The 18,014-nt window shown below is 39.4% G+C and carries 17 protein-coding genes, 1 riboswitch and 1 other annotated feature; of the genes, 7 read left to right on the top strand and 10 right to left on the bottom strand.

Annotated elements, in window-relative coordinates; all coding sequences use genetic code 11:
- The first annotated feature begins 70 nt into the window (after positions 1-70).
- A complete protein-coding gene (locus tag ACLHDF_RS13315; protein WP_413919432.1) occupies positions 71-1,342 on the top strand; it encodes an NAD(P)/FAD-dependent oxidoreductase in 1,272 nt (423 codons plus the stop codon).
- Positions 1,343-1,346: 4 nt separating this feature from the next.
- On the opposite strand, the gene ACLHDF_RS13310 is transcribed toward ACLHDF_RS13315, so the two are convergent.
- The 7 genes from ACLHDF_RS13310 to ACLHDF_RS13280 all read right to left on the bottom strand — a co-directional run bounded on the left by ACLHDF_RS13310 (position 1,347) and on the right by ACLHDF_RS13280 (position 8,452).
- The gene (locus ACLHDF_RS13310) at positions 1,347-1,526 is read right to left on the bottom strand and encodes a sporulation protein Cse60 (protein WP_013059521.1); all 180 of its coding nucleotides are present in this window, start codon (positions 1,524-1,526) and stop codon (positions 1,347-1,349) included.
- Between the two features lie 214 nt (positions 1,527-1,740).
- Positions 1,741-2,052, bottom strand: a complete 312-nt coding sequence (locus tag ACLHDF_RS13305) for a rhodanese-like domain-containing protein (RefSeq protein ID WP_014457977.1) — start codon at positions 2,050-2,052, stop codon at positions 1,741-1,743.
- Between the two features lie 232 nt (positions 2,053-2,284).
- A complete protein-coding gene (gene leuS, locus ACLHDF_RS13300; RefSeq protein WP_413919243.1) occupies positions 2,285-4,699 on the bottom strand; it encodes a leucine--tRNA ligase in 2,415 nt (804 codons plus the stop codon).
- A gap of 64 nt (positions 4,700-4,763) precedes the next feature.
- Positions 4,764-4,982 (bottom strand) — a binding site (T-box leader).
- A 213-nt stretch (positions 4,983-5,195) separates the two neighbouring features.
- Positions 5,196-6,518, bottom strand: a complete 1,323-nt coding sequence (locus tag ACLHDF_RS13295; RefSeq protein WP_413919242.1) for a GntP family permease — start codon at positions 6,516-6,518, stop codon at positions 5,196-5,198.
- 156 nt (positions 6,519-6,674) lie between these two features.
- Complete coding sequence (locus ACLHDF_RS13290) at positions 6,675-7,862, bottom strand: MDR family MFS transporter (RefSeq protein ID WP_413919241.1); 1,188 nt, start codon at positions 7,860-7,862, stop codon at positions 6,675-6,677.
- A gap of 158 nt (positions 7,863-8,020) precedes the next feature.
- Positions 8,021-8,176 (bottom strand): glycogen biosynthesis protein GlgD, encoded by a 156-nt coding sequence (locus ACLHDF_RS13285; protein WP_413919240.1) that lies wholly within the window; start codon positions 8,174-8,176, stop codon positions 8,021-8,023.
- A 12-nt stretch (positions 8,177-8,188) separates the two neighbouring features.
- On the bottom strand, positions 8,189-8,452 hold the full coding sequence (locus ACLHDF_RS13280; RefSeq protein WP_013059528.1) for a YtzC family protein: 264 nt from the start codon (positions 8,450-8,452) through the stop codon (positions 8,189-8,191).
- A gap of 169 nt (positions 8,453-8,621) precedes the next feature.
- Here ACLHDF_RS13280 and ACLHDF_RS13275 point away from each other — a divergent pair, with 169 nt between their 5' ends.
- The gene (locus ACLHDF_RS13275) at positions 8,622-9,584 is read left to right on the top strand and encodes a TIGR01212 family radical SAM protein (RefSeq protein ID WP_413919239.1); all 963 of its coding nucleotides are present in this window, start codon (positions 8,622-8,624) and stop codon (positions 9,582-9,584) included.
- Positions 9,581-10,150 carry a class I SAM-dependent methyltransferase gene (locus ACLHDF_RS13270; protein ID WP_413919238.1) on the top strand — a complete coding sequence of 190 codons (570 nt, stop codon included), beginning with the start codon at positions 9,581-9,583 and terminating at the stop codon, positions 10,148-10,150. Before ACLHDF_RS13275 ends, ACLHDF_RS13270 begins: the two co-directional genes overlap by 4 nt.
- A 12-nt stretch (positions 10,151-10,162) precedes the next feature.
- Here ACLHDF_RS13270 and ACLHDF_RS13265 read toward each other — a convergent pair whose 3' ends face one another.
- Both ACLHDF_RS13265 and ACLHDF_RS13260 read right to left on the bottom strand, forming a co-directional pair.
- Positions 10,163-11,221 (bottom strand): tetraprenyl-beta-curcumene synthase family protein, encoded by a 1,059-nt coding sequence (locus ACLHDF_RS13265; protein WP_413919237.1) that lies wholly within the window; start codon positions 11,219-11,221, stop codon positions 10,163-10,165.
- A 31-nt stretch (positions 11,222-11,252) separates the two neighbouring features.
- Positions 11,253-12,029 carry an alpha/beta fold hydrolase gene (locus ACLHDF_RS13260; RefSeq protein WP_013059532.1) on the bottom strand — a complete coding sequence of 259 codons (777 nt, stop codon included), beginning with the start codon at positions 12,027-12,029 and terminating at the stop codon, positions 11,253-11,255.
- 107 nt (positions 12,030-12,136) lie between these two features.
- Between ACLHDF_RS13260 and ACLHDF_RS13255 the strand changes: the two genes are divergently transcribed.
- The 3 genes from ACLHDF_RS13255 to ACLHDF_RS13245 all read left to right on the top strand — a co-directional run bounded on the left by ACLHDF_RS13255 (position 12,137) and on the right by ACLHDF_RS13245 (position 14,544).
- Positions 12,137-12,664 carry a gamma carbonic anhydrase family protein gene (locus ACLHDF_RS13255; protein ID WP_413919236.1) on the top strand — a complete coding sequence of 176 codons (528 nt, stop codon included), beginning with the start codon at positions 12,137-12,139 and terminating at the stop codon, positions 12,662-12,664.
- A 191-nt stretch (positions 12,665-12,855) separates the two neighbouring features.
- Positions 12,856-13,380, top strand: coding sequence for a phosphatase PAP2 family protein (locus ACLHDF_RS13250; protein ID WP_413919235.1), 525 nt, complete (start codon positions 12,856-12,858; stop codon positions 13,378-13,380).
- An 18-nt stretch (positions 13,381-13,398) separates the two neighbouring features.
- Entirely contained in the window at positions 13,399-14,544 is a 1,146-nt protein-coding gene (locus ACLHDF_RS13245) for a glycosyltransferase family 4 protein (protein ID WP_413919234.1), read from the top strand.
- A gap of 32 nt (positions 14,545-14,576) precedes the next feature.
- Here the strand turns inward: ACLHDF_RS13245 and metK are convergent, their stop codons facing one another.
- Complete coding sequence (metK, locus tag ACLHDF_RS13240; protein ID WP_013059536.1) at positions 14,577-15,779, bottom strand: methionine adenosyltransferase; 1,203 nt, start codon at positions 15,777-15,779, stop codon at positions 14,577-14,579.
- A 131-nt stretch (positions 15,780-15,910) separates the two neighbouring features.
- A riboswitch (SAM riboswitch) is annotated at positions 15,911-16,028 on the bottom strand.
- Between the two features lie 375 nt (positions 16,029-16,403).
- Between metK and pckA the strand changes: the two genes are divergently transcribed.
- The gene (gene pckA, locus ACLHDF_RS13235; RefSeq protein ID WP_413919233.1) at positions 16,404-17,993 is read left to right on the top strand and encodes a phosphoenolpyruvate carboxykinase (ATP); all 1,590 of its coding nucleotides are present in this window, start codon (positions 16,404-16,406) and stop codon (positions 17,991-17,993) included.
- Positions 17,994-18,014: the final 21 nt, after the last annotated feature.

Here is an 18,014-nt window from a genome sequence, read left to right as displayed (position 1 = left end):
TTATCCAATGTTGAGAGATTTGTCAGTGAACAAACTAAAATTTTTTAAGAATAGACAGGTTGGTGAAAATATGATATATGATGTAGTCGTAATCGGAGGGGGACCTTCTGGTTTGATGGCATCGATTGCAGCTGGTGAGGCAGGTGCAAACGTATTATTAATTGATAAAGGCAATAAACTCGGAAGAAAGCTTGCCATTTCTGGAGGCGGGCGCTGTAATGTAACAAACCGCCTTCCAATTGATGAACTTATTAAACACATTCCAGGAAACGGACGCTTTTTATACAGTGCGTTTTCTGTTTTTAATAACGAAGATATCATCTCCTATTTTGAAGGTCTTGGAATTAAATTAAAAGAAGAAGATCACGGGCGTATGTTTCCGGTCAGCAATAAAGCTCAATCCGTTGTTGATGCACTAATTAGCGAACTTCGCCGTCTTCGTGTGACAATTCGCACCAATACAGCCGTTAAACGCGTAAACTATGAGAATAACACCGTCAAAGAAGTTGTGCTTCAAAACGGGGAAGCAATCCAAACGAAAAGCGCTGTGATTGCAGTAGGTGGAAAATCAGTGCCTCATACAGGTTCGACAGGAGACGGTTATCAATGGGCAAAAGATGCGGGGCATAAAATTACCGAACTTTATCCAACAGAAGTTCCTATTACATCTAGCGAACGGTTTATTAAAACTAAAACGCTTCAAGGTCTATCGCTTCGCAACGTGGGACTAAGCGTACTTAATAAAAAAGGCAAGCCTGTCATTACTCATCAAATGGATATGATTTTCACTCACTTTGGCATTTCTGGTCCCGCCGCTCTCCGCTGCAGCCAATATGTTGTTAAAGAGTTAAAGAAACAAAAAAGCAATACTGTTCAAATGTCTCTTGATTTATTTCCTAGTCAAAATGAAGAAGAGATTTGTCAAAAATTAGCCAAAATGACAAAAGAAGAGCCGAAAAAAGCGATTAAAAATGTTTTAAAAGGTTTTGTATCTGAACGCTATCTATTATTTTTACTTGAGCAAGCAACTATTGATAGCCAAGCGCTAGCGGGACAGCTTCATCATGAGAAACTGAGAGAGTTTTCAAGACTGTGCAAACGATTTGAATTTGCTGTAAACGGCACACTTTCTTTAGAGAAAGCATTCGTCACAGGAGGCGGCGTATCAGTTAAAGAAATTCACCCGAAAGAAATGTCTTCGAAATTTATGCAAGGCCTTTACTTCTGCGGGGAAATTCTTGATATTCACGGATACACTGGAGGATACAATATCACTTCTGCTCTTGTAACAGGCCGTTTAGCTGGCAGTAATGCAGGAGAATTTGCAACAAGCCTAGCATAATATGCTAGGCTTTATACATAACCATGGCTGAAAAGCAGTACACCTGCTCATCACGATCGACATCCACTGTCACTTGGTACTTAATATCCACGACATCTTCATCTTCTAATTTCCGTAAAAATCGATTCACCGCAAACTCTAAATCTTTTTCATGCTCTTTATCAAACATTTTCACTTGTATCACAGCTTCTACCACCTTGTCCTATCAAATTTGTTTCAATCAGAATGGACTGTTTCTCTCGATGATGGTTTTTATACTGATTTTTAACTTCTTCCTACCTCTATTTTTATGAAGACTTTTATAGATTTAGTCATCATTTATTTTCTTACTATCAGTTTAGGCAGATGTAGAAGTTTAATTTAAAAAGAAAAAAGCGCCTGCCAAAGGCGCTTTTTTCTTATTTATTAACCGTTTTTCCTTCCCATTCTAACATGCCGCCAACCATATTTGTTACTTTATATCCTTGTTCTTGAAGGTAGTAACATACGTTTTCACTGCGGCGGCCAGAACGGCAAATGAAAATATATTCTTTGTCTTTATCGAAATAATCCACATTAGTTGGAATATCATTCATGCGAATGTGTTTAGCAGTTGGAATCATTCCTTCTGCTACTTCCTCATCTTCACGCACGTCAACTAAATGAAGTTCTTCTCCATTTTCAACGCGTTTTTGAAGCTCTTCAGGCGTAATTACTTTTACTTCTTCCATCTTTGTCATCCCTCTCTATTCTTTCATTCAGCTTGCTATCGCTATTGTAGCAAATTCAAATACCTTTATGCCACTAAATAAAAAAGCTTAAGCAGTAACATGCCTAAGCTTTTCGAATCATTGATACAACTTCAAAGTTTTGAATAAGCGCCTGATGTCGACATCAGGCGCTTAAGTCTAGAACAGAACCCCTGACTGCTCTTTAGTCAGGGGTTCTGTTCTACATCAATAATTAATTAGCTACGATGTTTACTAATTTACCAGGCACAGCAATCACTTTGCGCACTGTCTTACCTTCAATGAACTCTTGAACGTCTTCATTAGCCATTGCAATATCTTGAAGTTCTTCACGAGATGCCTCAGCAGGTACGTTTACTTTTGCACGTACTTTACCGTTAATTTGAACGACAATCTCCACTTCATCATCTACAAGTTTTGCTTCGTCAAACGCAGGCCAAGCCTCATATGAAATGGTATCTTCGTGACCTAGTTTGCTCCATAATTCCTCGGTCGTATGAGGACAAATTGGTGCTAATAGCTTCACAAACCCTTCTACATATTGTTTTGGCAGCACGTCAACTTTGTATGCGTCGTTAATGAATACCATTAGTTGAGAGATACCTGTATTAAAACGAAGACCTTCGTAATCTTCCGTTACTTTTTTCACCGTTTGGTGATACACGCGTTCAAGTGTAGTATCATTGCTTTCTTGAACCTTGCTGCTTAATTCACCATTATCTTCAACAAGTAAACGCCATACACGATCTAAGAAACGGCGCGCACCATCAAGCCCTTTTGTTGACCAAGCGATTGATGCATCTAAAGGTCCCATAAACATTTCGTAAAGGCGAAGCGTGTCTGCGCCGTGGCTCTCTACGATTTCGTCTGGGTTTACAACGTTACCTTTTGACTTACTCATTTTTTCATTGTTTTCTCCAAGAATCATACCTTGGTTAAACAGTTTTTGGAACGGCTCTTTTGTTGGAACTACGCCAATATCATATAAAAACTTATGCCAGAAACGAGCATACAATAAGTGAAGAACAGCGTGTTCAGCTCCACCGATATAAATATCAACCGGCAACCATTCTTTTAATTTATCTGCATCTGCTAACGCTTCACTGTTTGTTGGATCAATGTAGCGTAAGTAATACCAGCAGCTGCCTGCCCATTGAGGCATTGTATTTGTTTCGCGGCGCCCTTTTTTGCCCGTTTCCGGATCTACAACGTTCACCCATTCATCAATATTTGCTAAAGGAGATTCTCCTGTACCTGATGGTTTGATTTCAGACGTTTTTGGTAACACAAGCGGAAGCTGATCTTCAGGCACTGCAGTTGTTGTGCCATCTTCCCAGTGAATAACAGGAATTGGTTCACCCCAGTAGCGCTGGCGGCTGAATAACCAGTCACGCAGACGGTATGTTACTTGTTTTTCACCTTTTTCATTTGCTTGAAGCCACTCAATCATATTTGAAATTGCTTCTTCTTTATCTAGACCATTTAAGAAGTCTGAATTAACATGCTCGCCGTCGCCTGTATAAGCTTCTTTTGAAACGTCTCCGCCCGCTACTACTTCTTTAATCGGCAGTTTAAATTTAACCGCAAATTCATAATCGCGATCATCATGAGCCGGAACAGCCATAATTGCACCTGTGCCATAGCTCATTAAAACATAGTCAGCAATCCAAATTGGCATTTTCTCGCCATTTACAGGGTTAATCGCATAAGCACCAGTGAATACACCTGTTTTGTCTTTTGCTAAGTCTGTACGTTCTAAATCGCTTTTGCTTTTAATTTGATCTAAATACGCTTCTACTGCTTCTTTTTGTTCGGCTGTTGTAATTTTTTCTACAAACGGATGTTCAGGTGCTAAAACAGCATACGTTGCACCAAATAGCGTATCAGGACGCGTTGTGAATACAGTAAATGTTTCGTCGTATCCATCGATTGTGAAGTGAACGTGAGCTCCTTCCGAGCGACCAATCCAGTTGCGCTGCATTTCTTTAATACTTTCTGGCCAATCAAGCTCATCTAAATCTTCTAGTAAGCGATCTGCATAAGCTGTGATTTTAAGCATCCACTGCTTCATTGGGCGGCGCTCTACCGGGTGTCCTCCACGCTCACTTTTGCCATCAATAACTTCTTCGTTCGCAAGTACCGTTCCTAGAGCAGGGCACCAGTTAACAGCTACTTCATCTACATAAGCTAAGCCCTTTTTATATAGCTGTAAGAAAATCCACTGCGTCCATTTATAGTAGTTTGGATCAGTCGTATTAATTTCACGTTCCCAATCATAAGAGAAACCTAACGATTTGATTTGACGACGGAAATTATTAATGTTAAGTTCAGTGAATTCAGCCGGATCGTTTCCTGTATCCAATGCATACTGTTCAGCAGGTAGCCCGAATGCATCCCATCCCATCGGATGAAGTACATTGTATCCTTGCATACGCTTCATTCGAGATAAAATATCCGTTGCTGTATAACCTTCTGGATGCCCAACGTGTAAACCCGCTCCAGATGGATAAGGGAACATATCTAATGCGTAAAATTTACGCTTTCCTTCGTCTTCTGTTGTTCTAAATGTTTTATTTTCTTCCCAAACTTTTTGCCATTTTTGTTCGATCTTTTCATGATTAAAAGCCATACATAATCCTCCTTGTACGCTCCAGCTGTATTTAATTAAACTAAAAAACCCCTCATCCCTCAAACAAAGGGACGAGAGGTTGAATAAACTTCCCGCGGTACCACCCAAATTAGCACAATTATGTACTCACTCATTTTCCTTAACGCGGATAGACGGTAAATGTTACTTTACTTCACATTTACAACTCCAAGGTGAGTTCATGAACGCTCGTTTGCTGACTCGCACCAACCGTCAGCTCTCTTAGCTCGCTTCGTTCACTACTATTCCTTATCATAGTTTTTACATCATACTACCTTGTATTGTAAATAATATGTTCGCAAACTGCAAGTTGTTCAACGGATTTTGTAAAAGTTTCTACGCTGCAGCACTGCTTTGTTGCCAAATCTTCTCTTTTATTCTTATATATAAACAACTTCTCTCAAAAACATACGTGCAACGCCACACAAAAAAAGAGAGCGTACTAGGGTACGCTCTCTACTTTCTTTAGCTGCTATTATTAAATGCCAAGTCCAAAAGAAAACAGAATAATCGCAAGCACAAGACCGACAAGCGGAACAATCACCGTCATCGCTGCAACCGATCCATAGGCATCTTTATGAGTTTCTCCACAAATAGAATTAATCGTTGTGACCACGTAACCATTATGAGGCAAGGAATCTAACACTCCAGAAGAAATAGCCACTACACGATGAAGAGCTTCTGGATTTACACCAGCATCAAGATAGTGAGGTGCTAAAATCGGCAAAGCAATCGCCTGACCTCCTGAAGCCGAACCTGTCATCCCTGCGATAACACTCACGGCAATAGCTCCCCCGATTAACGGACTTCCTGGAATATGCGTCATGGCATCTACAGCCACTCCAAACGCAGGAACCGCCTTGGCCACTCCTCCAAAACCTACGACAGCAGCTGTATTCCCAATAGCAATTAACGCCCCCAGCGTTCCTTCTGAAGCTGCATTCCAAAACCCTTTAAAGTATTTTCGGTTTACAATGTAGGTAACAATGATGCCACTTAAAAGTGCGACAATCAAAGCAGATTGCTGAAGTGGCTTATGAAGCGCAAAAGAAATAATAAGCACGACAACAAGCGGAAGCAAGCTTAACAGCGGATTAGGCAAAGACTGACCTTCTGTTACTACTGGGTCTTTCTCGCGCGATATAAAACGCTCTCCATTTTTAACTGCTTTTGAAATCAAGCGCTTTAACCACCAGTAGCCGAATACAGCCATCACTACTGCTACAATTAAACTAACTTCCCATCCTGCATATGGACTAGTCTTCAAATATTCAATTGGAATCCAGTTTTGGATTTCAGGCGACCCAGCCGAAGTCATCGTAAATGTAACGGAACCAAACGCTAAAGCAGCAGGAATAAACCGCCTCGGTAAATCGGCTTGTTTGAATAGGCTCAAAGCCATTGGATAGACAGAGAATGCCACTACAAACAGGCTGACTCCCCCGTATGTTAAGACAGCACAGGCAAGTACAATCGCCAACACCGCTCTTTTCATCCCAAGTTTACTGACAATCCAACGTGAAACACTATCAGCAGCCCCGCTGTCTTCCATCACTTTTCCAAAAACTGCGCCCAATAGAAACATTAAATACCAAGAAGCAATAAAACCTGTGAAACCAGACATGTAATTCCCAACAAAATTTGCTTCTTCTTCTTTAACAAGCTGTGGAAATAAAGGCATGCCACTTGTTAAAGCAACAACTAAAGCACTGAGTGGACCTGCTATAAATAAATTCATGCCTCTCATCGTTAATACAATGAGTAACAATAATCCTCCAATTAATCCAATCATACTAAGCATGTTTAGCCCCCCATGAAGTCACATAATTAGAAAACGCTTACATATTTGCAGGTATATACTCCTTTCTTTGCTTGTCACGACTCTTACTATATTATTAAAGGAATACTAAAGACATTCCTACGTTTATTTAACAGTCAAAAATAAAACCACCTCTATTTATTTAGAGATGGTTAGTGAACGCTGACGTTTTTCTTTTAATTTATAATCGTATATCCATGTTGTACACATGCTAAATAACAATAGCGCAATTAATAAATAACACAGCGTAGACATATTAAACATATCAAAAATAACGCCTCCAAAGAGAGGGCCAATCATTTTACCTGCAGTAGCCATACTGTTAACTACGCCTTGATAAAACCCTTCTTTTCCGGATGGAGCTAACTGACTTGCAACAGCTGGAATTGCTGGCCAAACGAACATTTCTCCGATTGTTAACACAACCATGGCTGTTAAGAACTGCGGAAATGTCGTTGCATTCACCACGATGATGAAAGAAGCCACAAAAATAACCGTCCCAATCAGAACTTGCACTTTTAATGTCTTTGCTACTTTTTGAATAATAGGCACAATCAAAGGCTGACCGACTACAATTAAAATGCCGTTAATCGTCCAAAGCAAACTGTAGCTAGAAAGAGGTATATTCAGCTCACGCGTATGCGTAGCAATCGTTGTTTGCCACTGCACATACGCGACCCAGCATAATACGTACCCTGTACATAAAATAAGAAGGGCCGTCAGCTTCGTTCTATGCTTAATACTACCGGCTTCATTAAGGACATTCGTTTGCCCAACTGTAACCGAAATATGACGATATGAAAAAATAGCAATAAGCAGAAAAATAACGTATAAAAGTGTATTAGCTAAAAAAATATACGTAAATGAATAAGACGCCACAACGCCTCCTACTGCCGCGCCAATAGCCACTCCTGCATTTTGAGCAACGTACATCGCATTAAATGCTTTTCTTCCGCCTTGCGGCCAAACAGAGCCTGCCATTGCATACATAGATGGAAACACAATACCAGATCCAAACCCTACAATAACCAAGAGGACAACGTATGTAGGCCAACCATGGAAAAACACCAGTCCCACTAATGCAATAAGGGTAATAATAATTCCTGATAAAATGGATTTATATCCTCCAATTTTGTCAAAAAGTGTTCCCCCGAGCAAATTCCCCACTACGCTTGCAGCAGAATTCAACATAAGAACTACTCCTGCAACGGATAACGACTTTCCTAAATGTTCATTTATATAAATTGTATTGAGAGGCCATAAAAATGAAGCTCCCGTTACGTTTACAAGCATACCAATAATCAAAAACCAAAGTGATTTGGGCATTGATCTCCCCCCTATCTATTTGAATGCCAACGTACATTCTAGTCTTTTCTTAAGGGGTTCGCAATGCTTTTACATATAGACAATTTATTTGAAATTCGCTGACTATTTAAAAAGGTGATTTCACATGACAATATCATGCAAAATCACCTTTTTACGATTTATTTTTGCTTCGAACGAACCGGCTGTGCACGCTTGCTGTTTCGTGCTTTTAATTCTTTTACCGGATCAAAGTCTTTTCCTAGCTCAATATCGTTGCTGTTGACACCATTTTTTGTTTTTTGTTCCGGGTTATTTTGATTTGAACGAGTTGCCATAAAATCCTCTCCTTAATGCTGAGTTGTGATCAATTTATTTTGCAGCTGCTGAACTTGTAGGCGCATGCGATATAGCTGCTCTCTTTGCTGTGCATTTGCACTGTGGGAAAATTCCTCGATCTCTTTATAAGCATTTTCTAATTTTTCTTGTGCTTTTGTATATTCAGTGTCATTATAATGTTCTTGCTTCATGCCTTCCTGTAACTGACCTTGTCCAAAGCGAATAGCATCTTCACACTGCTGCATAAGTTGATCCACTGCTTGACGAGTTGTCATTCTCTATTCCTCCTATTCGTTCATTTCGGTTTTATTTTGCGCAACTTTACTCTCGTTTACGACAAAAAGAACCTGTTAAATATAAGCATCCTTAAATTTGTTTGGCACTTTTTCACGTTTTTGATACAATTTGTTGATGTATATTGCATGTAAAAAGGAGGTTGCTGATTTGAATCAGACAAACCCATTTCCGTATAAAGCTGAAAACAAACGTTATCATACGTGGAACTATCACTTACGTAACCACTTTGGCCATAAGGTATTTAAAGTAGCCTTAGATGGAGGATTTGATTGTCCAAACAGAGACGGCACGGTAGCTCACGGCGGCTGTACGTTTTGCAGCGCTGCTGGTTCAGGAGACTTTGCCGGGAATAGAGCGGATGATCTTGTCACACAATTTAATGAAATTCGGGAAAAAATGCATCATAAATGGAAAGATGGAAAATACGTTGCTTACTTTCAGGCATTCACTAACACTCATGCCCCTGTCAAGGAGCTTCGTGAAAAGTATGAAGCCGTCTTAAAGCTTCCCGGAGTTGTTGGACTTTCTATCGCCACTCGCCCTGACTGTCTTCCCGACGATGTGGTGGAGTATTTGGCTGAATTAAATGAACGAACTTATCTATGGATAGAACTTGGACTACAAACGGTTCACGAACGAACTTCACTGCTTATCAACCGGGCACATGATCATCAATGCTATATAGATGGTGTAGCAAAGCTTCGAAAACACGGTATTCGCGTTTGTTCTCACATCATTAACGGCTTGCCTTTAGAAACACCTGATATGATGATGGAAACGATACGTGAAGTAGCAAAATTGGACGTTCAAGGAGTTAAGATTCACCTGCTTCATTTGCTAAAAGGAACTCCTATGGTCAAACAGTATGAAAAAGGCCTTGTTGAATTTCTTTCATTTGAAGAATACGTAAAACTTGTATGCGATCAGCTTGAAGTGATTCCTCCTAAGATGATTGTTCATCGTATTACAGGTGATGGACCGATAGACCTCATGATTGGACCGATGTGGAGCGTGAATAAGTGGAGCGTATTAAATGCCATTGACCAAGAGCTCGAACGTCGCCAAAGCTTTCAAGGAAAATATTACAAAAAAGAGTTGATGGAAAGATGAAAATAGAACGTATCTTACCCTTTGCCCGCACGCTGCTTACTAATGCTGTGGCCGAAGGAGATATCGCGATTGATGCTACAGCAGGAAATGGACATGACACACTGTTCTTAGCTAACTTAGTCGGAGATAAAGGTCATGTGTATGGATTTGATATTCAAACCCAAGCAATTCAAACAACTCAGCAGCGTCTGACAGAACATAACCTAGAAAACAGAGTAACGCTTATCCAAGAAAGCCACAGCAATATAAACATGCTTCCTCATTCTATTAATGGACGAGTCACGGGCGCTGTCTTTAATTTAGGTTATTTGCCAGGTGGAGATAAAGACATCGTTACCACTTCTGAAACAACAATCTCTGCAATTGAACAGTTGCTTGATTTGCTAGCCCCTGAAGGAGTGATTGTGCTCGTTATTTATCATGGACACGATCAAGGAAAACAAGAAAGAGACGATTTATTAACATTTGTCCAAAGTCTTGATCAAAAAGACGTCCATGTTTTACAATATCGCTTCATGAATCAGCAAAATAATCCTCCGTTCATCATTGCTATTGAAAAAAGATAAGCCGCGTATGGCTTATCTTTTTAACATTCGGTACAAACGTCCGTTGATATAGAAAAAGTAGCTGAGTGCTCCTCCCGCTTTTATTAGTCTACGTGCATTCACATGAACTTGTTTTTGTGCCCGCACCTTTTGATCCGATAGATAAACGCCTAAGAGTCCTTTATAGATAAAGCAGTGAAAGTGATAATCCGGAAGGTTTTTAGCATATTCATCCGCTTTTACGACAAAATGCAAAAAGCGATCCATCATTTGCTGATAATGAGGATAATAAAAACAAAAGTTCAAATCTCCTCCGACCTTATCTTCCTCTTGGTCAATTAAATAATCCAGTAAAATATGTAAGCCTTGAATATAAGGGAAATATCCCGCTTTTATTTTCTGTGTCATTTCTTCGGTCATCTCTTCTTGAAAACTGTAAGCGACTAAGCAAAAAATGCCTAACGTTGAACCAGAGCACGCTGAAAATTCATACCACTCCATTTCAGGAACACTGTGCCGATGAGCATCGAACCAATTCTCTAATCGTGGAACTCTTTCCTTGATTTCAACATGCTTATGTATTTGCAAATCACAATAATAAGTAGCTAGTTCTAATAAATGTGAAGAGACTATATGATAATTACAAGCTTTTCGCAAGGACTGCTGACAAGTCTGGACAAGTTCAGCTAAGTATCCTCCGTCGTCTTTATCCTCTCGAAAACGATAGTAGTCGCCAAGAGCTGCATGAGGAGTCAACGCATCTGGCATCGATTCATGTAAGGCTGCAAAATCTTTAGGGTCGAGCGAATTGCTGCGGTCACATAAGTTATCTAAGTAATCGCTGATTGTTTGGTAAGCAACAATGAATTTTACGCATTCAATCATGTTTTCTTTCGCTAAAATCGATAGGATGCCGCCTCCTTCACAATGAAAAGTTTTTGTATCGATACTTGCTAATGCTTGGGTACGCAATTCTTTATTAGGGATCTCTTTTGCACGTTCGCGCCAATGATTGAGCTCATGATGAACGACAGGAAACACTTCTCGATAAATTTTTCTCATTAATGAAATAGGATGAGACGGAATCTTCATTTATTTTCACCTCAATTTCTTACAACACTCATTAAATGTGAAGATCAACAAAACTTTTCGCATATGTAAAAACGTATTCTCTTTCAGGCTCATTAAAGATTTCGTGATACAACTGAGACCATTCTTTGTAAATTTTTTCACTTAATTCTATTTCATCAAACCACTGTCTAACAATCAATTTTTCAATAATTTTATCTTCTCCTGCCTGCATCACAAGAAGCGGAACGTCAGGCAATCGGTCGATATCTTTAAAAGCTAAGTTAACAGCTTGAATCAATTCTCGATACCATCTTACAGAAACTTTTGTAACGTAAAGTGAGTCGTTTTCATCTTCATCTCGAACTTCTTGGTTTCTTGTTGCTTTTTCAACAGTGAGACCCAAATCAAAAAGTTTGTTCGGCATGACTTTATTTAATCCTTTAGATAACATATCCAAATACGCTGGTACTTGCTCTTTTAATCCTAGACAAGGAGAGGAAAGAATCGCACCCCATATAGGGAGATTTTTTGTCTGCAGCGTACGAATAACTGCCAATCCTCCCATACTGTGCCCTAAAAGGAAAATAGGCAAATCATATTTTTGCGCTTCACGTACCCATTCTTCTACTTCATATACATATTCATCAAAGGATAGGATATGTCCTCTTCTTCTCGTTGTTAAGCCTTGGCCAGGAAGGTCTCCCATAATTACGTGCATTCCAACTGAACGCCACATCTCAATCAGCCAGCGATAGCGTCCGTGATGCTCCGCTGCTCCATGGACCATGACAATAACGCCTTTTGGATTTACTGCTTCCCATTTATGCATTTGAGTTACTCCTTCTTCCTTTTTTTGTTTACCTGCTTAAAAAACCTTTGTACACTTACATTAGAAGATTTACTACTTTTTTTCAACTAATAAAGGGAGATGATTTGATGATTTATCCGTATAAAGAAAAAATGCCTACCATTGCACCCAGCTGCTTTATCGCAGATTATGTCACCATTACTGGAGATGTCACCATTGGTGAAGAAAGCAGCATTTGGTTTAACACTGTTATTAGAGGAGATGTTTCACCTACTATTATCGGTAAACGAGTAAATATCCAAGATCAGTCAACACTCCACCAAAGCCCAAATGCTCCTTTGCTTATTGAGGATGATGTGACAATAGGGCACCAGGTCATTTTGCATAGCTCCATCATCCGCAAACGCGCGCTCATTGGCATGGGTTCTATTATTTTAGACGGCGCGGAAATTGGTGAAGGTGCTTTTATCGGTGCTGGAAGCTTAGTACCTCCCGGCAAAAAAATCCCGCCTAATACCCTTGCACTCGGCCGACCCGCTAAAGTGATTCGCACTCTGACTGAAGAAGATTTAAAAGATATGCAGCGCATTCGTACAGAATATGTAGAAAAAGGGCAGTATTATAAATCTATTAAGAAATCTGATTCTTCATTATAAAGGAAACGTTCCCTCAGAAAGTCATACTGAGGGAATTTTTTTAGTATCTCCACAAACTCTCTAATCATGTTCTATTCTCTCCACAATTGTAAAGAAATTTCCATATTAATTTACATCGTTTTAGTACTGCCTCCACAATTAAGGATTAAACTGAATAATAAAGACGTATTTATTAAAAAGGGAGCGACTTTATGAAAGCCAAATTAATTCAGTATGTATACGATGCCGAATGCCGATTATTCAAAAGTGTAAACCAACATTTTGACCGAAAGCACTTAAATAGATTTTTACGTTTGCTAACTCACGTCGGCGGAGCCACGTTCACCATTGTAATAGCGTGCTTGCTGCTATTTCTGCATCCTTCGTCCGTAGCTTACGCTTGCGCGTTTTCTCTAGCTGTTAGCCATATTCCTGTCGCCATTGCTAAAAAACTATATCCGAGACAACGACCGTATATTCAATTAAAACATACAAAAGTATTAGAAAATCCATTAAAAGATCATTCATTCCCATCAGGGCATACAACAGCTATTTTTTCGTTGGTTACCCCTCTTATGATTGCTTATCCAGCCTTCACTGCCGTTCTTTTGCCGCTTGCAGTAACGGTAGGAATTTCAAGAATTTATCTCGGTCTGCACTATCCGACGGATGTCATGGTAGGCCTGATACTGGGCATCTTTTCAGGTGCTGTTTCACTGAACATCTTTTTAACCTAACTGATAGGAGGAGTACTCATGAGAATCGCTTTATTTACGGATACATTTGCTCCTGAAGTTAACGGAGCTGCTAAAACACTTTATCAATTTACTCAGTATGTCAAATCAAAGCAGATTCCCATCCAAGTATTTGCTCCTGAATTTGCTCATGACCGTTCATTTTCAACGTATGTTCATCGTTCGCCTAGCATGCCGTTTTTCCTTTATCCAAACAGCCGCTTTTCATTGCCAAACGTTCTAAAAATCAAAAAGCAGCTGCAGGAATTCAACCCTTCTCTTATTCATTTAGCCACTCCTTTTACAATGGGGCTTTGCGGCTCCTATTATGGGAAAAGGTTAGGTGTTCCTCTTGTCGGCTCTTATCATACCAATTTTGATGATTATTTATCTCATTATGAACTTGAAAAAATGCGTGTACCGCTGCAAAAATATATGAAGTGGTTTTATAAACCTGTGCAAAAAATATTTGCTCCCTCTGAAGTGACCAAACAGCAGCTAGAAGAACAAGGGTTTCAAAACGTAGCTATTTGGTCGCGAGGGGTAAATCACAAATTATTTCACCCCCACTATGACCGCTTTGATATTCGTATTAAATATAATATTAAAAAACCCTACATTTTAACGTATGTAGGAAGATTAGCTAAAGAAAAAAACGCTGATTTTTTGCTTAAAATCGCACGATCTCTACCTGATCATATCCGTCATCAAATTCACTGGCTTATTGTAGGAGACGGTCCTTTAAAAGAACAAATGCAGCAGCAAGCATCTGAGCATATGACATTTACAGGTTTTCTTGAAGGTAAACAACTTGCTCATATCTATTCATCATCTGATTTGTTTGTTTTTCCTTCAGAAACAGAAACGTTCGGAAATGTTGTACTGGAGTCTCTTGCTTCTGGAACTCCTGTGATAGCAGCAAATGCTGGAGGCGTTAAACAGATGGTTCAGCACGGGCGAAACGGCTACCTTTGCAAACCTGACTCCTTAGAAGAATTCAGTTCGGCTATTGCAGGTTTACTCGATGATTTGCACCAGCGGCTTCACTTTGGCCATGCAGCGAGACACTATGCTCTGACTCAGTCATGGGATGCCATTTTTCAGCATTTGCTTTCAGAATATGAAATGGTCGTAGAAAAATCTGCTGAAGGGATTCAATGGGCATAAAAAAAATCTCCGTAAAAACGGAGATTTTTTTATTATTTAGCTAAAGCTTGAGTTTTTAATGCTTCAGCTTTGTCTGTGAACTCCCAAGGAAGCTCAACATCTGTACGACCAAAGTGACCGTAAGCTGCTGTTTGCTTATAAATTGGGCGACGTAAATCAAGCATTTTAATGATGCCTGCTGGACGTAAGTCAAAGTTTTTGCGTACTACATCTACTAGTACTTCTTCAGAAACTTTTCCTGTACCGAATGTATCAATTGAAATAGATACTGGTTGTGCAACACCAATTGCATATGCTAATTGTACTTCACATTTATCAGCAAGATCAGCTGCTACAATGTTTTTCGCAACATAACGAGCTGCATAAGCTGCTGAGCGGTCTACTTTTGTCGCGTCCTTACCAGAGAATGCACCGCCGCCGTGACGAGCATATCCGCCGTAAGTATCTACGATAATTTTACGACCAGTTAAACCAGCATCTCCTTGAGGACCGCCGATTACGAAACGTCCTGTTGGGTTAATAAAATACTTTGTATTTTCGTCAATTAACTCGTTTGGAACAACTGGATTAATAACATATTCTTTTAAGTTACGTTGAATTTGCTCTAACGTTACTTCTGGGTGGTGCTGAGTTGAAATAACAATCGTATCGATGCGAACAGGTTTGTTGTTTTCATCATATTCAACTGTTACTTGTGTTTTACCATCCGGACGAAGGTAAGGAAGAATTTCTTCTTTACGTACTTCTGTTAGACGGCGAGCAAGTTTATGAGCTAATGAAATTGGAAGAGGCATTAATTCTTTTGTTTCGTTACATGCATAACCAAACATTAACCCTTGGTCTCCAGCTCCAATTGCTTCGATTTCTTCATCTGACATTTGACCTTCACGTGCTTCTAACGCTTGGTCTACACCAGCAGCGATATCAGCTGACTGCTCATCGATAGATGTTAATACTGCACAAGTTTCAGCATCAAATCCGTACTTTGCACGAGTATAGCCAATTCCTTTAATTGTTTCACGAACTGTTTTAGGAATATCCACGTAAGTAGAAGTTGTAATTTCCCCACTTACTAAAACTAAACCAGTTGTTACGCTTGTTTCACAAGCAACACGAGCATTTGGATCCTTTGCTAGGATAGCATCAAGAATTGAGTCAGAAATTTGGTCACAAATTTTATCGGGATGTCCCTCTGTAACAGATTCTGACGTGAACAGACGACGTTGTGTTGACATCAGTTTTCCTCCTTATAAATACGATACATTGTGATACGGTACTCATTCCCTTATTTTATTACACGTTAAAAAATATAAAAAAACCTTTCCTTGTATCGAGGAAAGGTATCAAATTCTACATAAGCCTTTCACTCTTATCGATCAAGGTTGTGCCCTTGCATCAGGTTAGCACCTTATCGTCTACACAAAAAAATGACGATGGTTGCTGGGTTTCACAGGGCCTGTCCCTCCACCAGCTCGGGATAAGAGAGTATCCGTTCAAGGACATATAATACATGAAAAAGCGCTTCACTGTCAACAACATTCAAATGGAAATCATCTCTTTGCGTTTAAACCCGTTTTAATGTAACATACTCATTTTTTAAAATAGTATCCCTTATAAAAAATGATTACTAAGTTTGTTTAACTTAGGGAGATTAAAACGAGACTTTCACTTGAAATAGCTTCACTTTTTTCGCTTCTAACACATATACATGTGTCTAAAATAGGTATAACGTACATTTTTTTATAATACACAAACATTTTTAGTTAAATAGTATAGAATAATTAAATAAATGTGTTATACTAATTATAAATTTTAAACATTAATGAATAAATAATAGCTAAAAAAGGAAGGTAGTGCACATGAGTACTGTTGATATGTCTATCGAATTAAATGGTTTGCTTCAATTAAAAACAACAAAACACCAATTATCTGTTCCACAACTTGTTGAAAAAATTCTAGCTCGACGCGAAGGAACGCTGACTTCTACAGGTGCTGTATCAGTCGAAACAGGAAAATATACAGGTCGCTCGCCTTTGGATAAATTTATTGTAAGCGATGCTGTTTCTTCAAAAACAGTTGAATGGGGACCTGTCAATCAACCAATTTCTACTCAGCGATTCGATGCGCTATACAAAAAAGTATTAACTCATTTAAAGAAGCAAGATGAACTTTTTGTTTTTAATGGATATGCTGGAGCTGATAAAAAGTATCAGCTACCAATTCAAGTAGTTAATGAATTTGCATGGCACAACCTATTCGCTCAGCAGTTATTCATCCGTCCTTCAACTGAACAAAAAACAAATGATGCTGTGAAGCCTTTTACAATTGTAGCAGCTCCAACGTTCAAAGCTGATCCTGAAACAGACGGGACCAATTCTGAGACGTTCATTATTCTTTCATTAGAGCGACGCATTGTGTTAATTGGAGGAACTGAATACGCTGGTGAAATGAAAAAATCTATTTTTTCAGTGATGAACTTCTTGCTTCCTCAAAACAATATTCTATCCATGCACTGTTCTGCTAACGTAGGAGAAGAAGGTGACGTTGCATTATTCTTCGGATTGTCTGGAACGGGCAAAACAACGCTTTCTGCGGATGCAAACCGTCGTTTAATCGGAGACGACGAGCACGGTTGGTCAAGCTCTGGTGTATTTAATATTGAAGGAGGCTGTTACGCGAAGTGCATTCAGCTTTCTGAAGAAAAAGAACCGCAAATTTTTAATGCAATTCGCTTCGGAGCCGTGCTGGAAAATGTGGTGTTAAATCAAAATACAAAAGTAGCAGATTACAATGATAATAGTCTAACAGAAAATACTCGTGCTGCTTATTCAATTGATTCTATTGATAATACGGTACTGCCAAGCGTTGCTGGGCATCCTACAGCTATTGTCTTTTTAACTGCTGATGCCTTCGGTGTCTTGCCCCCAATCAGCAAGCTTACAAAAGAACAAGCGATGTACCATTTTCTGAGCGGATACACTAGTAAACTAGCTGGAACAGAGCGCGGCGTAACTTCTCCGCAGGCGACTTTCTCTACGTGCTTTGGTGAGCCTTTCTTACCTCTTGCTCCAACAACTTATGCAGAAATGTTAGGAAAGAAAATTGATGAACATAATGTAAGTGTCTACCTCGTGAACACTGGATGGACCGGTGGTGAATACGGCGTGGGTGAACGAATGAAGTTAAGTTACACTCGAGCTATGGTGCAAGCAGCTCTTGAAGGAGAACTAGCTAATACTGAAACAGTAACAGACGCTATTTTTGGTTTATCGATTCCAACTCATGTTCCTGGAGTCCCTGATGAAGTTCTTCAGCCTTCTAAAGCGTGGAACGATGCAACAGCTTATAACCAAAAAGCAACTGAGCTTGCCGCTAAATTCAAAGCGAATTTCAAGCGCTTTAATGATGTAGCATCTGACATTTCAACACTAGGTGGACCTAGAGTCTAATAAAAAAACCGATCGTCTTAT

Source organism: Priestia megaterium, assembly GCF_046599315.1.
In the GTDB taxonomy this organism is placed as follows: Bacteria; Bacillota; Bacilli; order Bacillales; family Bacillaceae_H; genus Priestia; species Priestia megaterium_F.
The sequence above is the reverse complement of the archived record's forward strand: the minus strand, read 5'-3'. Positions and strand labels throughout refer to the sequence as shown.

What these genes read in the sequence shown, in the direction of transcription:
- ACLHDF_RS13315 (WP_413919432.1), top strand. Translation starts at nt 71, where the DNA reads ATGATATATGATGTAGTCGTAATCGGAGGGGGACCTTCTGGTTTGATG.
- ACLHDF_RS13305 (WP_014457977.1), bottom strand. Translation starts at nt 2,052, where the DNA reads ATGGAAGAAGTAAAAGTAATTACGCCTGAAGAGCTTCAAAAACGCGTT.
- leuS (WP_413919243.1), bottom strand. Translation starts at nt 4,699, where the DNA reads ATGGCTTTTAATCATGAAAAGATCGAACAAAAATGGCAAAAAGTTTGG.
- ACLHDF_RS13295 (WP_413919242.1), bottom strand. Translation starts at nt 6,518, where the DNA reads ATGCTTAGTATGATTGGATTAATTGGAGGATTATTGTTACTCATTGTA.
- ACLHDF_RS13290 (WP_413919241.1), bottom strand. Translation starts at nt 7,862, where the DNA reads ATGCCCAAATCACTTTGGTTTTTGATTATTGGTATGCTTGTAAACGTA.
- ACLHDF_RS13285 (WP_413919240.1), bottom strand. Translation starts at nt 8,176, where the DNA reads ATGGCAACTCGTTCAAATCAAAATAACCCGGAACAAAAAACAAAAAAT.
- ACLHDF_RS13280 (WP_013059528.1), bottom strand. Translation starts at nt 8,452, where the DNA reads ATGACAACTCGTCAAGCAGTGGATCAACTTATGCAGCAGTGTGAAGAT.
- ACLHDF_RS13270 (WP_413919238.1), top strand. Translation starts at nt 9,581, where the DNA reads ATGAAAATAGAACGTATCTTACCCTTTGCCCGCACGCTGCTTACTAAT.
- ACLHDF_RS13265 (WP_413919237.1), bottom strand. Translation starts at nt 11,221, where the DNA reads ATGAAGATTCCGTCTCATCCTATTTCATTAATGAGAAAAATTTATCGA.
- ACLHDF_RS13260 (WP_013059532.1), bottom strand. Translation starts at nt 12,029, where the DNA reads ATGCATAAATGGGAAGCAGTAAATCCAAAAGGCGTTATTGTCATGGTC.
- ACLHDF_RS13255 (WP_413919236.1), top strand. Translation starts at nt 12,137, where the DNA reads ATGATTTATCCGTATAAAGAAAAAATGCCTACCATTGCACCCAGCTGC.
- ACLHDF_RS13250 (WP_413919235.1), top strand. Translation starts at nt 12,856, where the DNA reads ATGAAAGCCAAATTAATTCAGTATGTATACGATGCCGAATGCCGATTA.
- ACLHDF_RS13245 (WP_413919234.1), top strand. Translation starts at nt 13,399, where the DNA reads ATGAGAATCGCTTTATTTACGGATACATTTGCTCCTGAAGTTAACGGA.
- metK (WP_013059536.1), bottom strand. Translation starts at nt 15,779, where the DNA reads ATGTCAACACAACGTCGTCTGTTCACGTCAGAATCTGTTACAGAGGGA.
- pckA (WP_413919233.1), top strand. Translation starts at nt 16,404, where the DNA reads ATGAGTACTGTTGATATGTCTATCGAATTAAATGGTTTGCTTCAATTA.